Here is a 14625-nt window from a genome sequence, read left to right as displayed (position 1 = left end):
GCGGATCCGGGCGGAGCGTTGCCGCCCCGTGATCCCTCCGGATCGGGCGCCCGTCAATCCGAACGCCGCCGCTCAGGTCCGGCGGAGTTGCGCGCCGCCGTCCCGCTCCTCCAGCCCCCGCAGCACCTTGTCGAGGGTGAGGGGATAGTCGCGGATGCGGATGCCGGTGGCATTGTGGACGGCATTCGCGATAGACGCGCCCGCACCGCAGATGCCGAGCTCGCCGAGCCCCTTGCTCTTGAGGGGGTTCGCCTTGTCGTCGAGTTCGGGCAGGAAGACCGCATCGATCGCCGGAATGTCCGCGTGGACCGGCACGTGGTACTCGGCGAGGTCGTGGTTGACGAAGGTGCCGAAGCGGCCGTCGATCGCCACCTCCTCGGTCAGGGCGGCGCCGACGCCAAAGATCATGCCCCCGATCGCCTGCGAGCGGGCGGTCTTGGCGTTGAGGATCCGGCCGCCGGTGAAGACGCCGAGCATCCGGCGCAGGCGCACCTCGCCCGTATCGATGTCGACGCCGACCTCGGCGAAATGGGCGCCGTAGGAATATTGCGAGAAGCGTTTGTTGAGGTCACCCGGCTTGATCTCGCCCGTCACCTCGATGCCCTCTCCGGCGAGGTCGGCCAGCGCCACCGAGGGACCGCCGCCGCTGATCCGCCCGTCCGCGAATGCGGCGGCCGCCGGGTCGAGCCCGGCTTTCTCCGCGAGGCGGCGGCGCAGGTCGTCGCAGGCGACGTAGAGCGCCGAGCCGGCGCTGGCGGCGCCCCAGGAACCGCCGGAGCCCGCCGCCTTCGGGAAGAGCGTGTCGCCGAGCTCGACCCGCACGCGGTCGACGGGCACGCCCATCATCTCGCCCGCGATCTGAGCCAGGATCGTGTAGGTGCCGGTCCCGATGTCGGTCATCGCCATGCGGACGGTGAGACTGCCGTCCCGCTCCAGGCGCAGGCTCGCGGAGGAAGGCTGCAGCGGGTTGAGGCGCGCGGCCGCCGACATGCCGAGGCCGACGAGCCATTGCCCGTCCCGGATCGAGCCCGGCGCGCCGCGCTTCTCCCAGCCGAACAGGCGGGCGCCCTCGCGCATGCAGGGCACGAGCTGGCGGGTGGAGAAGGGCACCTTCTTCTCGGGGTCCTCGGAGGGCTCGTTGCGCACGCGCAACTCGATCGGGTCGAGCCCGAGCCGCTCGGCGAGTTCATCCATCGCGCACTCGAAGGCGAGCTGGCCGACCGCCTCGCCGGGCGCGCGCATGGCGGAGGAGAGCGGCAGGTCGAGATGCGCGAGCCGGTGGCGGGTGAGCCGGTTCGGCGCCGCGTAGAGGGAGCGCGTGACGTTGGCCGAAGTCTCGTAGAAATCGTCCCCCGAGGTCGTGTCCGACCAGGATTCGTGGGCGATCGCGCTCAACCGCCCCTCGGCATCGCTGCCGAGGCGGACCCGCTGAATCGTGTCGCTGCGCCGGGTCGAGCCGTGGAATTCCTGCTGCCGGGTCAGCGCCACCTTGACGGGCCGGCCGATGACGCGGGAGGCGAGGGCGGCGAAGACGGCATCCGCCTGCGGCTGCAGCTTCGCGCCGAAGCCGCCGCCGATGTATCGGCTCACGAGGCGCACGTTCTCGACCGGCAGGTCGAGCACCGAGGCCAACGAGACCTGCCCCCGGTTCAGCATCTGGTTCGCCGTGTAGAGGGTGACGCGGTCCCCGTCCCACCCGGCGATCGTCGCGTGCGGCTCCATCATCGCGTGGGTCTGCACGGGGGTCGTGTACTCGACGTCGAGCTTGACCGCCGCCGCCGCGAAGGCGCCCTCGAAATCGCCGAGGCTGGAATCGGGCGGGCTCGCGACCTGCTTCGGGACGATCGCCGCGGGCATCGCCGCGCGCAGGTCGAACCGGCCCTCCGCGCGCTCGTAATCGACGCGGACGAGCGCCGCCGCGGCCCGGGCCTGCTCGAAGGTCTCGGCGACGACGAAGGCGATCGGCTGGCCGAAATGGACGATCTCCGGCCCCTTCAGCACGGGGCCGACCTGCTCCTTCTTCTTGCCCTGGGGTGGGGCGTTCTCGTGCGTCATCACGTGGATGACGCCCGGCGCCCGGCGGGCCGCCGTGAGGTCGATCGCGCGGATGCGGCCCCTGGCGATGGCGGCCTCGACGATCATGCCGTAGGCCGGGTTCTTCAGTTCGCGGGTCTCGTAAGCGTAGGGCGCGGCGCCCGTCACCTTGAGGCGGCCCTCGATCCGGTCGATGCCGCGGCCGACGAGGCCGTCCGGCTTGGCGTCGAGGGGCGTCGACCCGATCGGCTGGCTCATGTCCATGACAGCTTGTCCCCTCGGCTCAGGCGCGTGTCGCTTCGGCGACGACCGCGCGCAGGGTCCGCCGCGCGAGCGGGATCTTGAAGTCGTTGCCGCCCTGGCCGCGGGCGCCCCGGAGCACCGCGTCGGCCGCGTCGTCGGCACGGCCCGAGGCGACGAGGGCCGCCTCCGCGCCCTCGACCCGCCAGGGCTTGTGGGCAAGGCCGCCGAAGGCGAGCCGCGCGGCGCCGACCTTGTCCCCCTCCTTGTCGATGATCGCCGCCACCGAGACCACGGCGAAGGCATAGGAGGCGCGGTCGCGCACCTTCCGGTAGAGGTGCACGCCCTTGACCGGCTTCGGCAGCGTCACGGCCGTGATCAGCTCGCCGGGCCGGAGGTCGGTCTCGGTCTGGGGCGTGTCGCCGGGCAGCCGGTGGAAATCCGCGATCGGGATCTGTCGCGCGGCGCCGTCCGGCGCCACCGTCTCGACCACGGCGTCGAGGGCGCGCATCGCGACGTTCATGTCGGAGGGGTTCGTGGCGATGCAGGCCTCGCTCGCGCCGAGCACGGCATGGATGCGGTTGAAGCCGCCGATCGCCGCGCAGCCGGAGCCCGGCTCGCGCTTGTTGCAGGGTTTCGTCGTGTCGTAGAAATAATAGCAGCGGGTGCGCTGGAGCAGGTTTCCGGCGGTTGTCGCCTTGTTGCGCAACTGCCCCGAGGCACCGGCCAGCAGCGCCTTCGAGAGCACCGCGTACTCGCTCCTGACGCGCGGATGTGCCGCGAGATCGGCGTTGCGCACGAGCGCGCCGATGCGCAGACCGCCGTCCGGCGTGGCCTCCACACGGCCGAGCGGCAGCCGGTTCACGTCGATCAACGTCGCGGGTGTCTCGACCTGCAACTTCATCAGGTCGAGCAGGTTCGTGCCGCCCGCGATGAAGCGGGCATTCGGGCGGTCGGCGGCGAGCCGGGCCGCCTCCTCGATGCTCGCCGGGCGCTCGTAGCGGAAAGCCTTCATCGCGCGCCCCTCAGAGCTTCGTGCCGGCGGCGTCGCGGATCGCCGCGACGATGTTCGGGTAGGCGCTGCAGCGGCAGAGATTGCCGCTCATCCGCTCCCGGACCTCCGCATCCGTCAGGGCGACCGGCTCGGTGAGATCCTCCGTGACGTGGCTCGGCCAGCCGGCCTCGACCTCGGCGAGCATCCCCGCCGCCGAGCAGATCTGGCCCGGGGTGCAATAGCCGCACTGATACCCGTCCCGGTGCAGGAAGGCGGCCTGGAGCGGGTGCAGCTCGTCCCCGTTCGCCAAGCCCTCGATCGTCGTGATCGCGTCGCCCTCGTGCATCGCGGCGAGCGACAGGCAGGCATTGATGCGGCGCCCGTCGACGAGCACCGTGCAGGCGCCGCACTGGCCGTGATCGCAGCCCTTCTTCGTTCCATTCAGGTCGAGATGCTCGCGCAGCGCGTCGAGGAGCGTCGTGCGGGTGTCGAGGACGAGATCGCGCGGCGTGCCGTTGATCGTCAGGCGGACCGGCATCGTCTCGGGAGCCGGATCGCCCGGGCTCGGCGCCGCGTCGGCGGGACGAACGGGGAAGCCCACGGCCCCGAAGGCGGCCGCGGCGACGCAGCCTTCCATCATCGCCCTGCGGGTGAGGTCCGACGGCCGGTCGGTCGCGCTCCTGTCCAGACTGCTCTTGCCCGGACTGCCGTTGCCCGAGATGTCCTTGTCCGAGTTGCCCATGCGCACGATGCCCAAGCCCGCGACAGCTTCGCTACGAAGCTCGGACAACGCGGGCTCGGCAAAGATCGATCCGGGCCGGCGCGCCGGCCGGACTGCGCCGATTGCGCGCGGGCAGGCCTATGCAGGCATCACATCTCGGCGCTGACCACCGGGCCGCCGAGGGCGGAGAGCGTGATGCGATCGGCGCCGATCTCCTCGGCCGTGTAGCCGAGCAGGAGCGCGAGCTGGTCGCGCGCGCGCCAGACACGGCTCTTCACGGTCCCGACGCGGCAATTCATCACCGCGGCGGCCTCCTCGTAGGTCAGATCCTCGATCGTGACGAGGATCAGGGCCTCGCGCATCGGGGCGGGGAGGCGGTCGAGGGCGGCGCGGGCATCCTGCAGGTCGAGATGGCCGGTCTGGCTCGGCACCGTGGCGACCCGGGCGGCGAGATCGCCCTCGCTGTCGGACACCTCGCGAGCCTGCCGCCGGTGCTCGCTGTAGAAGGCGTTGCGCATGATGGTGAAGAGCCACGCGCCGAGATTCGTGCCCGGCTCGAACCGCTCCCGGCTGCGCCACGCGCGCATCACGGTGTCCTGCACGAGATCGTCGGCGCGGGTCGGGTTGCGGGTGAGCGAGACGGCGAAGCTCTGCAGGCTCGGCAGCGCGTCGACGAGCCCGTTGCGGAAGGCGCGCGCATTCCGGTCGTCCGTCTCCGCGAGCGCGTGCTGCAGGCGGGCGAGCAACTCGCCGATGCGGTCGGGAGGCGCGGCGGCCGTCACGTCCGCGTAGGCCTTCTTCAAGAGGTTCCCGAGATGGACCCGGATCGCAGCGGTCAGAGAGACGGGGAGAAGCGCGATCGCATCCTGTTCCTTGGCGGCAGGCATCGTTCTCCGATCGACCAGGCAGACGCGTCCGGAAGAAGATCCGCACGCTTGAATCCCGATCTTGCCGGCCCGCACAAGCGTCGCCTCAACATAGGTTACCGCGCAGGCTCGATTGATGCGCAGATCGTTGCTCGAAATCCGCGCGCGCGACCCTACGCGCGAAGTGGCTGCTTCCAAGTACACGGCGACAACCGTCGCAATGCAGTGAAAGACAGTAGAGCTTGGCACTGCTTGAGGGGACTGTGCGAGATGCGGTCGAGCGCCGCCCTGGACATGGGGGCTCGCGGCGCCACCTGTGGCCCGATCGATGCCGGCGTCGCGCGCCCTGCGCCGCCCAGCGAACCGTCGCGCAGGCCGCGGCGTCGACGGAGTGCCCGATGCCCGTTTCCGTGCCGACCCTTCGCCTCCACGACGGCCGCGCCATGCCGCAACTCGGGTTCGGCGTCTATCAGCTCGCCGAGGCGGACGCCCCCGACATCGTCGGCCGCGCCATCGGCGCCGGCTATCGCTCCATCGATACCGCGGCCATCTACGGGAACGAGCGCGGCGTCGGGCAGGCGATCCGGGAGGCCGGGGTCGGGCGGGAGGATCTGTTCGTCACGACGAAGCTCTGGAACGACAGCCAGGGAAGCGGCGCGGCGCGGCGCGCCTTCGACGAGAGCCTCACCCGGCTCGGGCTGGAGCATGTGGACCTCTACCTGATCCACTGGCCCTGCCCGGAGCGGAACCTCTACCTGGAGACGTGGCGAGCCCTTGCCGCGCTGCGCGAGGAGGGGCGCGCCCTCTCGATCGGCGTCTCGAATTTCACGGTGGCGCAGCTCGAACGGATCATCGGCGAGACCGGGATCGTGCCCGCAATCAACCAGATCGAGCTTCACCCGCGTTTTCAGCAGGCGGAGCTGCGCGCCTTCCACGAGGCGCACGGCATCGTGACCGAATCCTGGAGCCCGCTCGGGCAGGGCAAGGAACTCGCCGACCCCGTCCTCACCCGCATCGCAGGCGCGCATCGCCGCACACCGGCGCAGATCGTGCTGCGCTGGCACCTCGAGACCGGTCTCGTCGCGATCCCGAAGACGGCGACGCCGGCCCGCATCGCCGAGAACATCGGCGTGTTCGATTTCGCTCTCGGCGAGGAGGATCGCCGGGCCATCGCCAGCCTCGACAGGCCGGACGGGCGCATCGGCCCGAACCCCGACACCTTCGGCTGAACCGCAACCCGCGGAAACGGGCTTTTTGCGACGCACACCGAACAGTGCGTCGCAAAATTGATATGCTCAGTCTCAGCATATCTGGACATCGGGATCTGCGCCGCCTAACTTAGGCTCCGGAATGCTCAAAGTGAGCATAATGGAGGACGCCATGGCGGCGACCAGTTTCCCGCTCGCGCGCGGAGCCACGCCCGGATCGCTTCCCCTGCCGGACATCTACGCGCGGGTGAGCCGTCACGTTCCCGCGATCGAGTGGCCGGCCCTGGCGTCGGACGTCGAAGCGATCCTGCGCCTGAAGCGCGAGCGCAACGCGGTCATCCTGGCGCACAATTACCAAGCGCCGGAGATCTTCCACACGGTGTCCGACATCGTGGGCGACAGCCTCGCCCTGGCGCGGGAGGCGGCGAAGGTCGACGCCGACGTGATCGTCCTCGCCGGCGTCCACTTCATGGCCGAGACGGCGAAGCTCCTGAATCCGTCGAAGACGGTGCTGATCCCCGACATGCGGGCCGGGTGCTCGCTCGCCGATTCGATCACGGCCGAGGACGTGCGCACGCTGCGCGCCCGCTATCCGGGCGTGCCGATCGTGACCTACGTGAACACCTCGGCCGCGGTGAAGGCCGAATCCGATCTCTGCTGCACGTCCGGCAACGCGGTCGACGTGATCAAGTCGCTGAACGCACCGCGCGTCCTGATGATCCCGGACGAGTTCCTGGCGCAGAACGTCCAGGCGGCGCTGCCCGAGATCGAGATCCTGACCTGGGCCGGGCATTGCGAGGTGCACGAGCGCTTCACGCCCGCCGACATTCGCGAGGTGCGCGAGAGCTATCCCGGCGTCACCGTGATCGCGCATCCGGAATGCCCGCCCGAGGTCGTGGCCGAGTCCGATTTCTCCGGCTCGACCGCGATGATGATGAACTTCGTGGAGCAGAAGCGTCCGGCTCAGGTCGTCCTGGTCACCGAGTGCTCGATGGCCGACAACATCGCCGCGGCGAACCCCGACATCGAGTTCATCAAGCCCTGCAACATGTGCCCGCACATGAAGCGGATGAGCCTGTCGAACATCCGGCGCGCGCTCGAGACGATGACCTACGAGGTCACGGTCGAGCCGGAGCTTGCCGACCGCGCCCGCGCGGCGGTCGAGCGCATGCTGGCGGTCAAAGCGCGATGAACGCTCCGGCTCGCAATCCCGCCAACCGCGTCGTCGTGGTCGGGGCGGGCGTCGCCGGCCTCGCGGTCGCGCTGCGCCTCGCGCCGCGCCCGGTGACGCTGGTGACCGCGGCCCCGCTCGGCTCCGGCACCGCCACGGGCTGGGCGCAGGGCGGCATCGCGGCGACGATCGGGGCGGACGATGCACCCCACCTGCACGCGGCCGACACGGAAGCGGCGGGCGCCGGCCTCACCGAGCCCGCTGTGGCGCGGCGGGTCGCGGAAGCCGGACCGGGGCTGATCGACTGGCTCGTCCGGATCGGCGTGCCCTTCGACCGCCAGGAGGACGGGGCGCTCGCCCTCGGCCTCGAGGCCGCCCATAGCCGGCGCCGCATCGTCCGGGCAGGTGGCGATTCGACCGGGCGTGCCGTGCTCGACGGGCTCGTCCGCGCCGTCGCGCTGACGCCGTCGATCGAGGTCGTCGTCGCGACCGTGCGCGATCTCCTGCAGGACGAGGCGGGTGCCGTCGCCGGCGTCGTCTGCGAGCGCGACGGGGCGCGGTTCCGGATCCAGGCGCGGGCCGTCGTCCTCGCGACGGGCGGCGTCGGCGGCCTCTACGCCTCGACCACGAATCCGCGTGGCGCCGTCGGGCGCGGCCTCGCGCTGGCGGCGCGGGCGGGCGCGAGCCTGCGCGATCTCGAATTCGTGCAGTTCCACCCCACCGCGATCGCGGCGGGCGGCGACCCGATGCCGCTCGCGACGGAGGCGCTTCGCGGGGAGGGCGCATGCCTGATCGACGGGCGCGGAGACCGGGTGATGGCCGGCATCGAGGGGGGCGACCTCGCGCCTCGCGACGTCGTCGCCCGCGGCATCTTCCAGGCTCTCGCGCGCGGCGAGCGGGTCTTCCTCGACGCGAGAGGCGAGCTCGGCGCGCGGATGCCGACCCGATTTCCCACCGTCGCCGCCCTCTGCGCGGCCGCCGGCATCGACCCGGCGCGCGAGCCGATCCCGGTGCGCCCCGCCGCGCATTACCACATGGGCGGCGTGCTCGTGGACGCCGCGGGCCGCAGCACGGTGCCCGGTCTCTACGCCTGCGGCGAGGTGGCCTCGACCGGGCTGCACGGGGCGAATCGGCTGGCTAGCAACTCGCTCCTCGAGGCGCTCGCCTATGCCGGCTGGATCGCGGATCGCCTCGAGGAGCCGCCGACCGGTGCCGTGCGGCCGCCGCGCGAGGCCGACGCACCCGCGCCGAGCCGGATCGCGGCCGTGCGCGCCGTGATGGAGCGGCGCGTCGGCGTCGTGCGCGATGCGGAGGGCCTTACCGAGGCCGTGGCGCGCCTCAGCGCCCTCGCCGAGACGGGATGCGGCGCCGCGCTCACCGGCCTGCTCATCGCCGAGAGTGCCCTGCGTCGGCAGGAGAGCCGGGGCGCGCATTGGCGCAGCGATCATCCCGGGATGGGGGCGGCCCGCCACAGCGAGACCCGCCTCGCCGAGGTCGAGCGCGCCCTCGAAGGCCAGCGCTTCGCGGAGATGCTGTCATGAGCGAGCCCATCCTGCCCCTGCCGCGGCTTCTGGTGGAGCCGATCGTCCGGGCCGCTCTGGTCGAGGATCTCGGCCGGGCGGGCGACATCACGACGGACGCGATCGTGCCGCCCTCCGCGCGGCTCGACGGCGTCATCGCCGCCCGCCAGGAGGGCGTCGTCGCCGGAACCTATGCAGCGGTGATCGCCTTCGGGCTGATCGATCCCGCCGTCAGCGTGAGCGTCGAGCGGGCGGACGGCGCGCGGATCCGGCCCGGCGATACGGTGATCCGCCTGTCCGGCCCGGCACGGGCGATCCTGACCGCCGAGCGGGTGGCGCTGAACCTCCTCTGCCGCCTCTCGGGCGTCGCGACCGCCACCGCCTCCCTCGCGGATGCGGCGCGCCCGCACGGCAAGGCGCGGATCGTCTGCACCCGCAAGACCACGCCCGGCCTGCGCGCCCTGGAGAAGCATGCGGTGCGGGCGGGCGGGGGCTCGAACCACCGCTTCGGCCTCGACGACGCGGTGCTGATCAAGGACAACCACGTGGCCGTGGCAGGCGGCATCGTTCCCGCGATCGAGCGGGCGCGCGCCCATGCCGGGCACCTCGTGAAGATCGAGGTGGAGGTCGACGATCTGGGTCAGCTGGCGGAGGCGCTCTCGGTCGGTGCCGACGCCGTGCTGCTCGACAACATGACGCCCGCCCAGCTCGCCGAGGCCGTCGCGATGATCGACGGGCGCGCCATCAGCGAGGCTTCGGGCCGGATCAACCGCGACACGGTCGCGGCGGTGGCGGCCTCGGGGGTCGATCTGATCTCCTGCGGCTGGATCACCCACAGCGCGCCGATCATCGACCTCGGGCTCGACGCGGCCTGAAGGCCGGCGGGAAAAGGGCGCGCCCTCCGTCGGAGGGACGCGCTCTCGAGAGTTGGCCCGCGGTCTCAGAGACGGGCAGCCGGAACTCTGGACGCTTGCCGGCCGCCGCGCGACGGGGGCTCGGGCGGGGCGGCTTTCAACGCGGGGCGGTTTGTCTCTCGCCCGCGCCGTCGCGCATCGCGCAAGAGGCGCCCGCCCAAGGCCGCCCCACCAAGAGCGCGCCACGCGAAAGCCACGAATTGGCGGCGTGCGGGCCCAGCGAAAAACACTCCCGCCGCTGAGGGTTAATCCCGTCTCACGGGTAAGCGAACGGCAAAGCTGCCACAGTGTTGCCACCGAGTCACGTCGGCCCACAAGCGCTCCGGCCCACCCGTTTTCAGCTTGGCTTTGGTACGGCAGCGTTTACCCCTTGGCGACGCATGGCACGTCAACGTGCCCCTGTTTTCCAATCGCGTTCCCAGAACGATTCGCCTGCCGACGAGAGGCTTCGATGCGCCGTTTCGCCCCCGCCCTGATCGGGCTCGCCTGCGCGGCCGCCGCGTGGGCGACGCCCGCTCTCGCCTATGAGATCGACCCGCTGACCCGCCAGCCGCTCGACACCGCGCTGATGGTGCGGGTGCGGCCGCAGACGCAGCAGACGGTCGCCGTGCCGACCGCCAGCGCGTCGCTGAACACCGCCGATCCGATGTCGGGCTCGGCCGTGCCGCAGATGTCCGCGATCCCGCGCGAGCAGGTCGCCTATGCGGGACCCTACGGCGCCGGCACGATCGTCGTCTCGACGGCCGAGCGGCGGCTCTACTACGTGCTCGGCGGCGGCCAGGCCCTCCGCTACGGCGTCGGCGTCGGCCGGCCCGGCTTCACCTGGGGCGGCGTGCAGACGATCACGATGAAGCGCGAGTGGCCCGATTGGCGTCCGCCGGCCCAGATGCTGAAGCGTCGTCCCGACCTGCCGCGCTACATGAAGGGCGGCATCGAGAACCCGCTCGGCGCGCGTGCCATGTATCTCGGCGGCACGATCTACCGGATCCACGGCTCGAACGAGCCGGAATCGATCGGCACGGCCGTCTCCTCGGGCTGCATCCGCATGACGAACGACGACGTCTCGGACCTCTACACCCGTGCCAATGTCGGCACGAAGGTGATCGTGCAGCGCTGAGCGCTCGGGATCATTCACGCAAAGCAGGGGCCGGCGGAGACGCCGGCCCTTCGCCGTTTCGGACCGTGCCGGAACCCGCCGGCGACCCGCGTCAGTGGCAGCCGCAGCCGCTTCCGCAACTGCCCGCCGCCGGGGCCGTCGCGGACCGGGTGCTGTCCCGGTCGAGGCCGCGGGCCGCGAGTTCGGCGAGGTAGGTCGCCCAGCGCGGCTCGTGCTCCCGGCCGAGCCGGTGGAGATAGTCCCAGCCGTAGATCCCGGTGTCGTGCATGTCGTCGAAGCGCAGCTTGACGGCGTAATTGCCGATCGCCTCCACCGCCAGGATCATCACGTTGCGCTTGCCGCCGATCACCTTGCGCTCGGCGGGCGAGTGGCCCTGCACCTCGGCCGAAGGGCTGTTCACGCGCAGGTACTCGGCGGGCAGCGCGAAGCGCGCGCCGTCGTCGAAGGCGACGTCGAGGCTGCGCCGGTCTGCGGCGAGGCGGATCTCGGTCGGCCAGATTTCCGTGCTCATCGCATCGCTCCTCGCCAGCCCGCTCGGCCGGCCCTGCGTCCACAATCCGCGCGCTTGCTCGCAAACGCGCGAGACCTCATATGCCAGGACATGTTAGGTTCGCCACGGCACGAAGCCGAAATCCCGTCCCAGCAGAGCCTCGAGTCCCGTATGTGGGGTCCCCGCACCGACGCGTCCGCACCTGCCGTCGCTCCGCTGATCGATCCGTTCCAGCGCGCCATCACCTACCTGCGCATTTCCGTGACCGATCGCTGCGACCTGCGCTGCGTCTATTGCATGGCCGAGGAGATGCAGTTCCTCCCCAAGCGGGATCTGCTGACGCTGGAGGAGCTCGACCGGGTCTGCGGCGTCTTCATCGATCGCGGCGTGCGCAAGCTGCGCATCACCGGCGGCGAGCCGCTGGTGCGGCGCGACATCATGCACCTGTTCCATCGCCTGTCGCGCCATCTCGGAACGGGCGCCCTCGACGAGCTGACGCTGACCACGAACGGCACGCAGCTCGGCCGCTTCGCCCATGAGCTCGCCGATCTCGGCGTGCGCCGCGTGAACGTCTCCCTCGACACGCTGGACCCCGACAAGTTCCGGGCGGTCACGCGGCGGGGCGATCTGAAGGTGGTTCTCGACGGCATCGCCGAGGCGCGCCGCGCCGGGATCAAGGTGAAGATCAACGCGGTGGCGCTGAAGGGCGTCAACGAGGACGAGATCGCCGACATGATCGCCTGGGCGCATGGCGACGGCATGGACATGACGCTGATCGAGGTCATGCCCCTCGGTGAGATCGAGGGGGACCGGACGGACCAGTTCCTTCCCCTGTCCGTGGCGCGGGCCCGGCTCGAATCCCGCTACACGCTCACGCCTCTGCCCGACCGCACCGGTGGCCCGGCCCGCTACGTGCGCGTCGCGGAGACGGGCGGGCGGCTCGGCTTCATCACGCCGCTCACTCACAACTTCTGCGAGAGTTGCAATCGGGTGCGCCTGACCTGCACCGGCAAACTCTATATGTGCCTCGGCCAGGAGGACGCGGCCGATCTCCGCGCGGCTCTGCGCGCCTCGCCGGAGGACGATCTCGTGACGCAGGCGATCCTCGAGGCCATCACGCGCAAGCCGAAGGGGCACGACTTCGTCATCGAGCGGGCGAAGCCCGCGGTGCCGCGCCACATGAGCGTCACGGGCGGCTGACCGGGCGGCTCTCGGCTCCGCGGCGGCGGGGCGGGTTTCCGCGTCGCACCTCACTCGCTGACGATCACGCGGTTCGGCAATTCGTCGATGTCGTCCGCGCTTCGGGGGCAGGCCTCGGCAAGGATGGCGCCGACCGAGCGGACGGCACCGATGAGACCGGCCTCGATCTCGTCGCGCCGCAGCGCGTCGAGGAGCGCGGCGATGGTGGCGTCCCAGGTCCCGGGTGCCACCGCGCGCAGGACACCGGCATCCGCGACGATCTCCGCGTGCTGCTCGGCGAGGGCGAGGTGGATCAGTACGCCCGTCCGGCCCCGGGTGCGGGTGAGACCCCGCTGTCGGAAGCCGCGCCGCGCCGCCTCGCGGGCGCGCGCCCGCTTCGCCCGCGCAGGCACGAGGCGAAGACGCAGGGCCTCGCTCGCACCGAGCGCGAGGATCGCGAGGGCGAGGGCGGCCTGCGCCAGGGCGATCCCGGCCGCGCTCCAACCGGTCAGGGCGATCAGGGGCCAGGGCGCCGCGAGCGCGGCGATGAGCGCCGCCAGCAGGACCGGCGACCGGTAGAGCCCGGCGCGCGCGCTCACCATCACGACGATTTCGCCCGCGGTGCGGCTCTCGGCCTCGCCGACCGCCTCCGCGATGCGCGCCAGCGCCTCGGGCGAGAGCGACCGTGTCACCCTACCAGTCACCGGATGCACCTCCGCCCCCCGAGGAGCCGCCGCCGCCGGAGAATCCGCCGCCGGAATCCCCCGATACGCCGCCGCTCCAGCCTCCGCCGAACCCGCCCGGCCCCGGTCCGGGAAGGACGACGAAGCCGCCACGGCCGCGCTGCGCCCGCCCCATGCTCCAGAACAGGAGCACGATGACGAGGATGATCACGACGAAGATCACGACATCGGCAGCGCCCGTCTCGTCGTTCCGCACCTCCGCCCGCCGGTGCCACGCCTCCGCGTCGCCGGACAGGATCGACAGCATCGCATCGACGCCCGCACCGATGCCGCCGGCGAAGTCCCCGGCCTTGAAGCGCGGGGCGATCGCCGTGGTGATGATCACCTTCGAGAGGGCATCGGTGAGCGCGCCTTCGAGGCCGTAGCCGACCTCGATGCGGACCTTGCGCTCGGTCGGCGCGACGAGAAGCAGGGCACCGTTATTGCCCGCCTTCTGGCCGAGCGCCCAGGCACGGAAGAGGCGGTTCCCGAAATCCTCGACGGTGTAGCCCTGCAGGCTCGGCACGGTCGCGACCACGACCTGATCGGAGGTCTTGTCCTCGTAGCCCTTGAGCTTGGCCTCGAGGGCGGCACGCTCGTCGGGCTTCAGGATGCCGGCCGCGTCCACCACCCGCCCCGTGAGCGGCGGAAAGACCGGCTCGGCGGCGAGCGCGGCCCACCCGGCAAGCGGCAGGCCAACGATCAGGAGGAGGCAGGCGGCGAGCCCGCGCGCCAGCCTCGACACCGTTGCCTCCCTAGAACTTCACGTTCGGCGGACGCTCCGCGTTCGGCGTCGCCGTGAAGGTCTCCATGGGCTTCGCGTCGGGGTAGAGGAACGCCGCGATCCAGCGGCCGGGGATCGTGCGGACCTCGGTGTTGTAGGCCTGCACGGCCTGGATGTAGTCGCGCCTCGCCACGGCGATCCGGTTCTCGGTGCCCTCCAGCTGCGATTGCAGGGCGAGGAAGTTCTGGTTCGATTTCAGGTCCGGATAGCGCTCGACGGTGACGAGCAGGCGCCCGAGCGCGCCGGAGAGCTGGTTCTGCGCGTCCTGGAATTCCTTGAACTTCTGCGGATCGCTCACCGTCGCGGCATCGACCTTCACGCTCGTCGCCTTCGCCCGCGCCTCGACGACGCCGGTGAGCACGTCCTTCTCCTGCTGCGCGTAGCCCTTCACTGTCTCGACGAGGTTCGGGATCAAGTCGGCCCGCCGCTGATACTGGTTCTGGACCTCGCTCCAGGCGGATTTCGCCTGCTCCTGGAGGGTCGGCACCCGGTTGATCGCGCCGCAGCCGGAAAGACAGGTCGCGAACAGGATCGCGACGAGCGCCCCGAGGAGCCGGGCGAGGACGGGGGTGCGGGCCGGCGCCTCGCCGATCGAGCCTGACGTCATCACGGGTCTCCCTGAAGCGGTCGCGAGGCCGAGCTTGGCCTTGGCGCCCCTGCGACAG

The 14625-nt window shown here is 71.3% G+C and carries 14 protein-coding genes; 6 read left to right on the top strand and 8 right to left on the bottom strand.

Going from position 1 to position 14625, the window contains the following annotated elements:
* Positions 1-72: 72 nt before the first annotated feature.
* The 4 genes from E1J50_RS00145 to E1J50_RS00130 all read right to left on the bottom strand — a co-directional run bounded on the left by E1J50_RS00145 (position 73) and on the right by E1J50_RS00130 (position 4876).
* Positions 73-2298, bottom strand: a complete 2226-nt coding sequence (locus E1J50_RS00145) for a xanthine dehydrogenase family protein molybdopterin-binding subunit (protein ID WP_132249151.1) — start codon at positions 2296-2298, stop codon at positions 73-75.
* Positions 2299-2317: 19 nt separating this feature from the next.
* A complete protein-coding gene (locus E1J50_RS00140; protein ID WP_132249149.1) occupies positions 2318-3289 on the bottom strand; it encodes an FAD binding domain-containing protein in 972 nt (323 codons plus the stop codon).
* A 10-nt stretch (positions 3290-3299) separates the two neighbouring features.
* Positions 3300-3908, bottom strand: coding sequence for a 2Fe-2S iron-sulfur cluster-binding protein (locus E1J50_RS00135; protein WP_342635881.1), 609 nt, complete (start codon positions 3906-3908; stop codon positions 3300-3302).
* A 230-nt stretch (positions 3909-4138) separates the two neighbouring features.
* Entirely contained in the window at positions 4139-4876 is a 738-nt protein-coding gene (locus E1J50_RS00130; RefSeq protein ID WP_132249147.1) for a sigma-70 family RNA polymerase sigma factor, read from the bottom strand.
* 377 nt (positions 4877-5253) lie between these two features.
* Here E1J50_RS00130 and E1J50_RS00125 point away from each other — a divergent pair, with 377 nt between their 5' ends.
* The 5 genes from E1J50_RS00125 (at position 5254) to E1J50_RS00105 (ending at position 10785) form a co-directional block, all read left to right on the top strand.
* On the top strand, positions 5254-6084 hold the full coding sequence (locus E1J50_RS00125) for an aldo/keto reductase (protein WP_132249145.1): 831 nt from the start codon (positions 5254-5256) through the stop codon (positions 6082-6084).
* Positions 6085-6235: 151 nt separating this feature from the next.
* A complete protein-coding gene (gene nadA, locus E1J50_RS00120; RefSeq protein ID WP_132249143.1) occupies positions 6236-7255 on the top strand; it encodes a quinolinate synthase NadA in 1020 nt (339 codons plus the stop codon).
* Positions 7252-8775: an L-aspartate oxidase gene (locus E1J50_RS00115; RefSeq protein ID WP_132249141.1), complete on the top strand. Its 1524-nt coding sequence runs from the start codon at positions 7252-7254 to the stop codon at positions 8773-8775. The genes nadA and E1J50_RS00115 overlap by 4 nt, the downstream gene beginning before the upstream one ends.
* A complete protein-coding gene (gene nadC / locus E1J50_RS00110; RefSeq protein WP_132249139.1) occupies positions 8772-9629 on the top strand; it encodes a carboxylating nicotinate-nucleotide diphosphorylase in 858 nt (285 codons plus the stop codon). Before E1J50_RS00115 ends, nadC begins: the two co-directional genes overlap by 4 nt.
* Positions 9630-10119: 490 nt before the next feature.
* On the top strand, positions 10120-10785 hold the full coding sequence (locus E1J50_RS00105; RefSeq protein ID WP_132249137.1) for a L,D-transpeptidase: 666 nt from the start codon (positions 10120-10122) through the stop codon (positions 10783-10785).
* Positions 10786-10876: 91 nt separating this feature from the next.
* On the opposite strand, the gene E1J50_RS00100 is transcribed toward E1J50_RS00105, so the two are convergent.
* A complete protein-coding gene (locus tag E1J50_RS00100) occupies positions 10877-11296 on the bottom strand; it encodes a gamma-butyrobetaine hydroxylase family protein (RefSeq protein ID WP_132249135.1) in 420 nt (139 codons plus the stop codon).
* Positions 11297-11446: 150 nt separating this feature from the next.
* Here E1J50_RS00100 and moaA point away from each other — a divergent pair, with 150 nt between their 5' ends.
* Positions 11447-12475, top strand: coding sequence for a GTP 3',8-cyclase MoaA (gene moaA / locus E1J50_RS00095; protein WP_132249134.1), 1029 nt, complete (start codon positions 11447-11449; stop codon positions 12473-12475).
* 50 nt (positions 12476-12525) lie between these two features.
* Here moaA and E1J50_RS00090 read toward each other — a convergent pair whose 3' ends face one another.
* From E1J50_RS00090 to E1J50_RS00080, 3 genes are read right to left on the bottom strand one after another with little or no spacing between them, the layout of a single operon-like run.
* Positions 12526-13158: a TPM domain-containing protein gene (locus E1J50_RS00090; RefSeq protein ID WP_132249133.1), complete on the bottom strand. Its 633-nt coding sequence runs from the start codon at positions 13156-13158 to the stop codon at positions 12526-12528.
* Positions 13148-13921: a TPM domain-containing protein gene (locus E1J50_RS00085; RefSeq protein WP_132249132.1), complete on the bottom strand. Its 774-nt coding sequence runs from the start codon at positions 13919-13921 to the stop codon at positions 13148-13150. The genes E1J50_RS00090 and E1J50_RS00085 overlap by 11 nt, the downstream gene beginning before the upstream one ends.
* 10 nt (positions 13922-13931) lie before the next feature.
* A complete protein-coding gene (locus E1J50_RS00080; protein WP_132249131.1) occupies positions 13932-14567 on the bottom strand; it encodes a LemA family protein in 636 nt (211 codons plus the stop codon).
* Positions 14568-14625 lie beyond the last annotated feature (58 nt).

It is taken from the genome of Methylobacterium segetis, from assembly GCF_004348265.1.
GTDB lineage: Bacteria > Pseudomonadota > Alphaproteobacteria > Rhizobiales > Beijerinckiaceae > Methylobacterium > Methylobacterium segetis.
This window is presented reverse-complemented; position numbering and strand designations above follow the sequence as displayed.

What these genes read in the sequence shown, in the direction of transcription:
- E1J50_RS00145 (WP_132249151.1), bottom strand. Translation starts at nt 2,298, where the DNA reads ATGGACATGAGCCAGCCGATCGGGTCGACGCCCCTCGACGCCAAGCCG.
- E1J50_RS00140 (WP_132249149.1), bottom strand. Translation starts at nt 3,289, where the DNA reads ATGAAGGCTTTCCGCTACGAGCGCCCGGCGAGCATCGAGGAGGCGGCC.
- E1J50_RS00135 (WP_342635881.1), bottom strand. Translation starts at nt 3,908, where the DNA reads ATGATGGAAGGCTGCGTCGCCGCGGCCGCCTTCGGGGCCGTGGGCTTC.
- E1J50_RS00130 (WP_132249147.1), bottom strand. Translation starts at nt 4,876, where the DNA reads ATGCCTGCCGCCAAGGAACAGGATGCGATCGCGCTTCTCCCCGTCTCT.
- E1J50_RS00125 (WP_132249145.1), top strand. Translation starts at nt 5,254, where the DNA reads ATGCCCGTTTCCGTGCCGACCCTTCGCCTCCACGACGGCCGCGCCATG.
- nadA (WP_132249143.1), top strand. Translation starts at nt 6,236, where the DNA reads ATGGCGGCGACCAGTTTCCCGCTCGCGCGCGGAGCCACGCCCGGATCG.
- E1J50_RS00115 (WP_132249141.1), top strand. Translation starts at nt 7,252, where the DNA reads ATGAACGCTCCGGCTCGCAATCCCGCCAACCGCGTCGTCGTGGTCGGG.
- nadC (WP_132249139.1), top strand. Translation starts at nt 8,772, where the DNA reads ATGAGCGAGCCCATCCTGCCCCTGCCGCGGCTTCTGGTGGAGCCGATC.
- E1J50_RS00105 (WP_132249137.1), top strand. Translation starts at nt 10,120, where the DNA reads ATGCGCCGTTTCGCCCCCGCCCTGATCGGGCTCGCCTGCGCGGCCGCC.
- E1J50_RS00100 (WP_132249135.1), bottom strand. Translation starts at nt 11,296, where the DNA reads ATGAGCACGGAAATCTGGCCGACCGAGATCCGCCTCGCCGCAGACCGG.
- moaA (WP_132249134.1), top strand. Translation starts at nt 11,447, where the DNA reads ATGTGGGGTCCCCGCACCGACGCGTCCGCACCTGCCGTCGCTCCGCTG.
- E1J50_RS00080 (WP_132249131.1), bottom strand. Translation starts at nt 14,567, where the DNA reads ATGACGTCAGGCTCGATCGGCGAGGCGCCGGCCCGCACCCCCGTCCTC.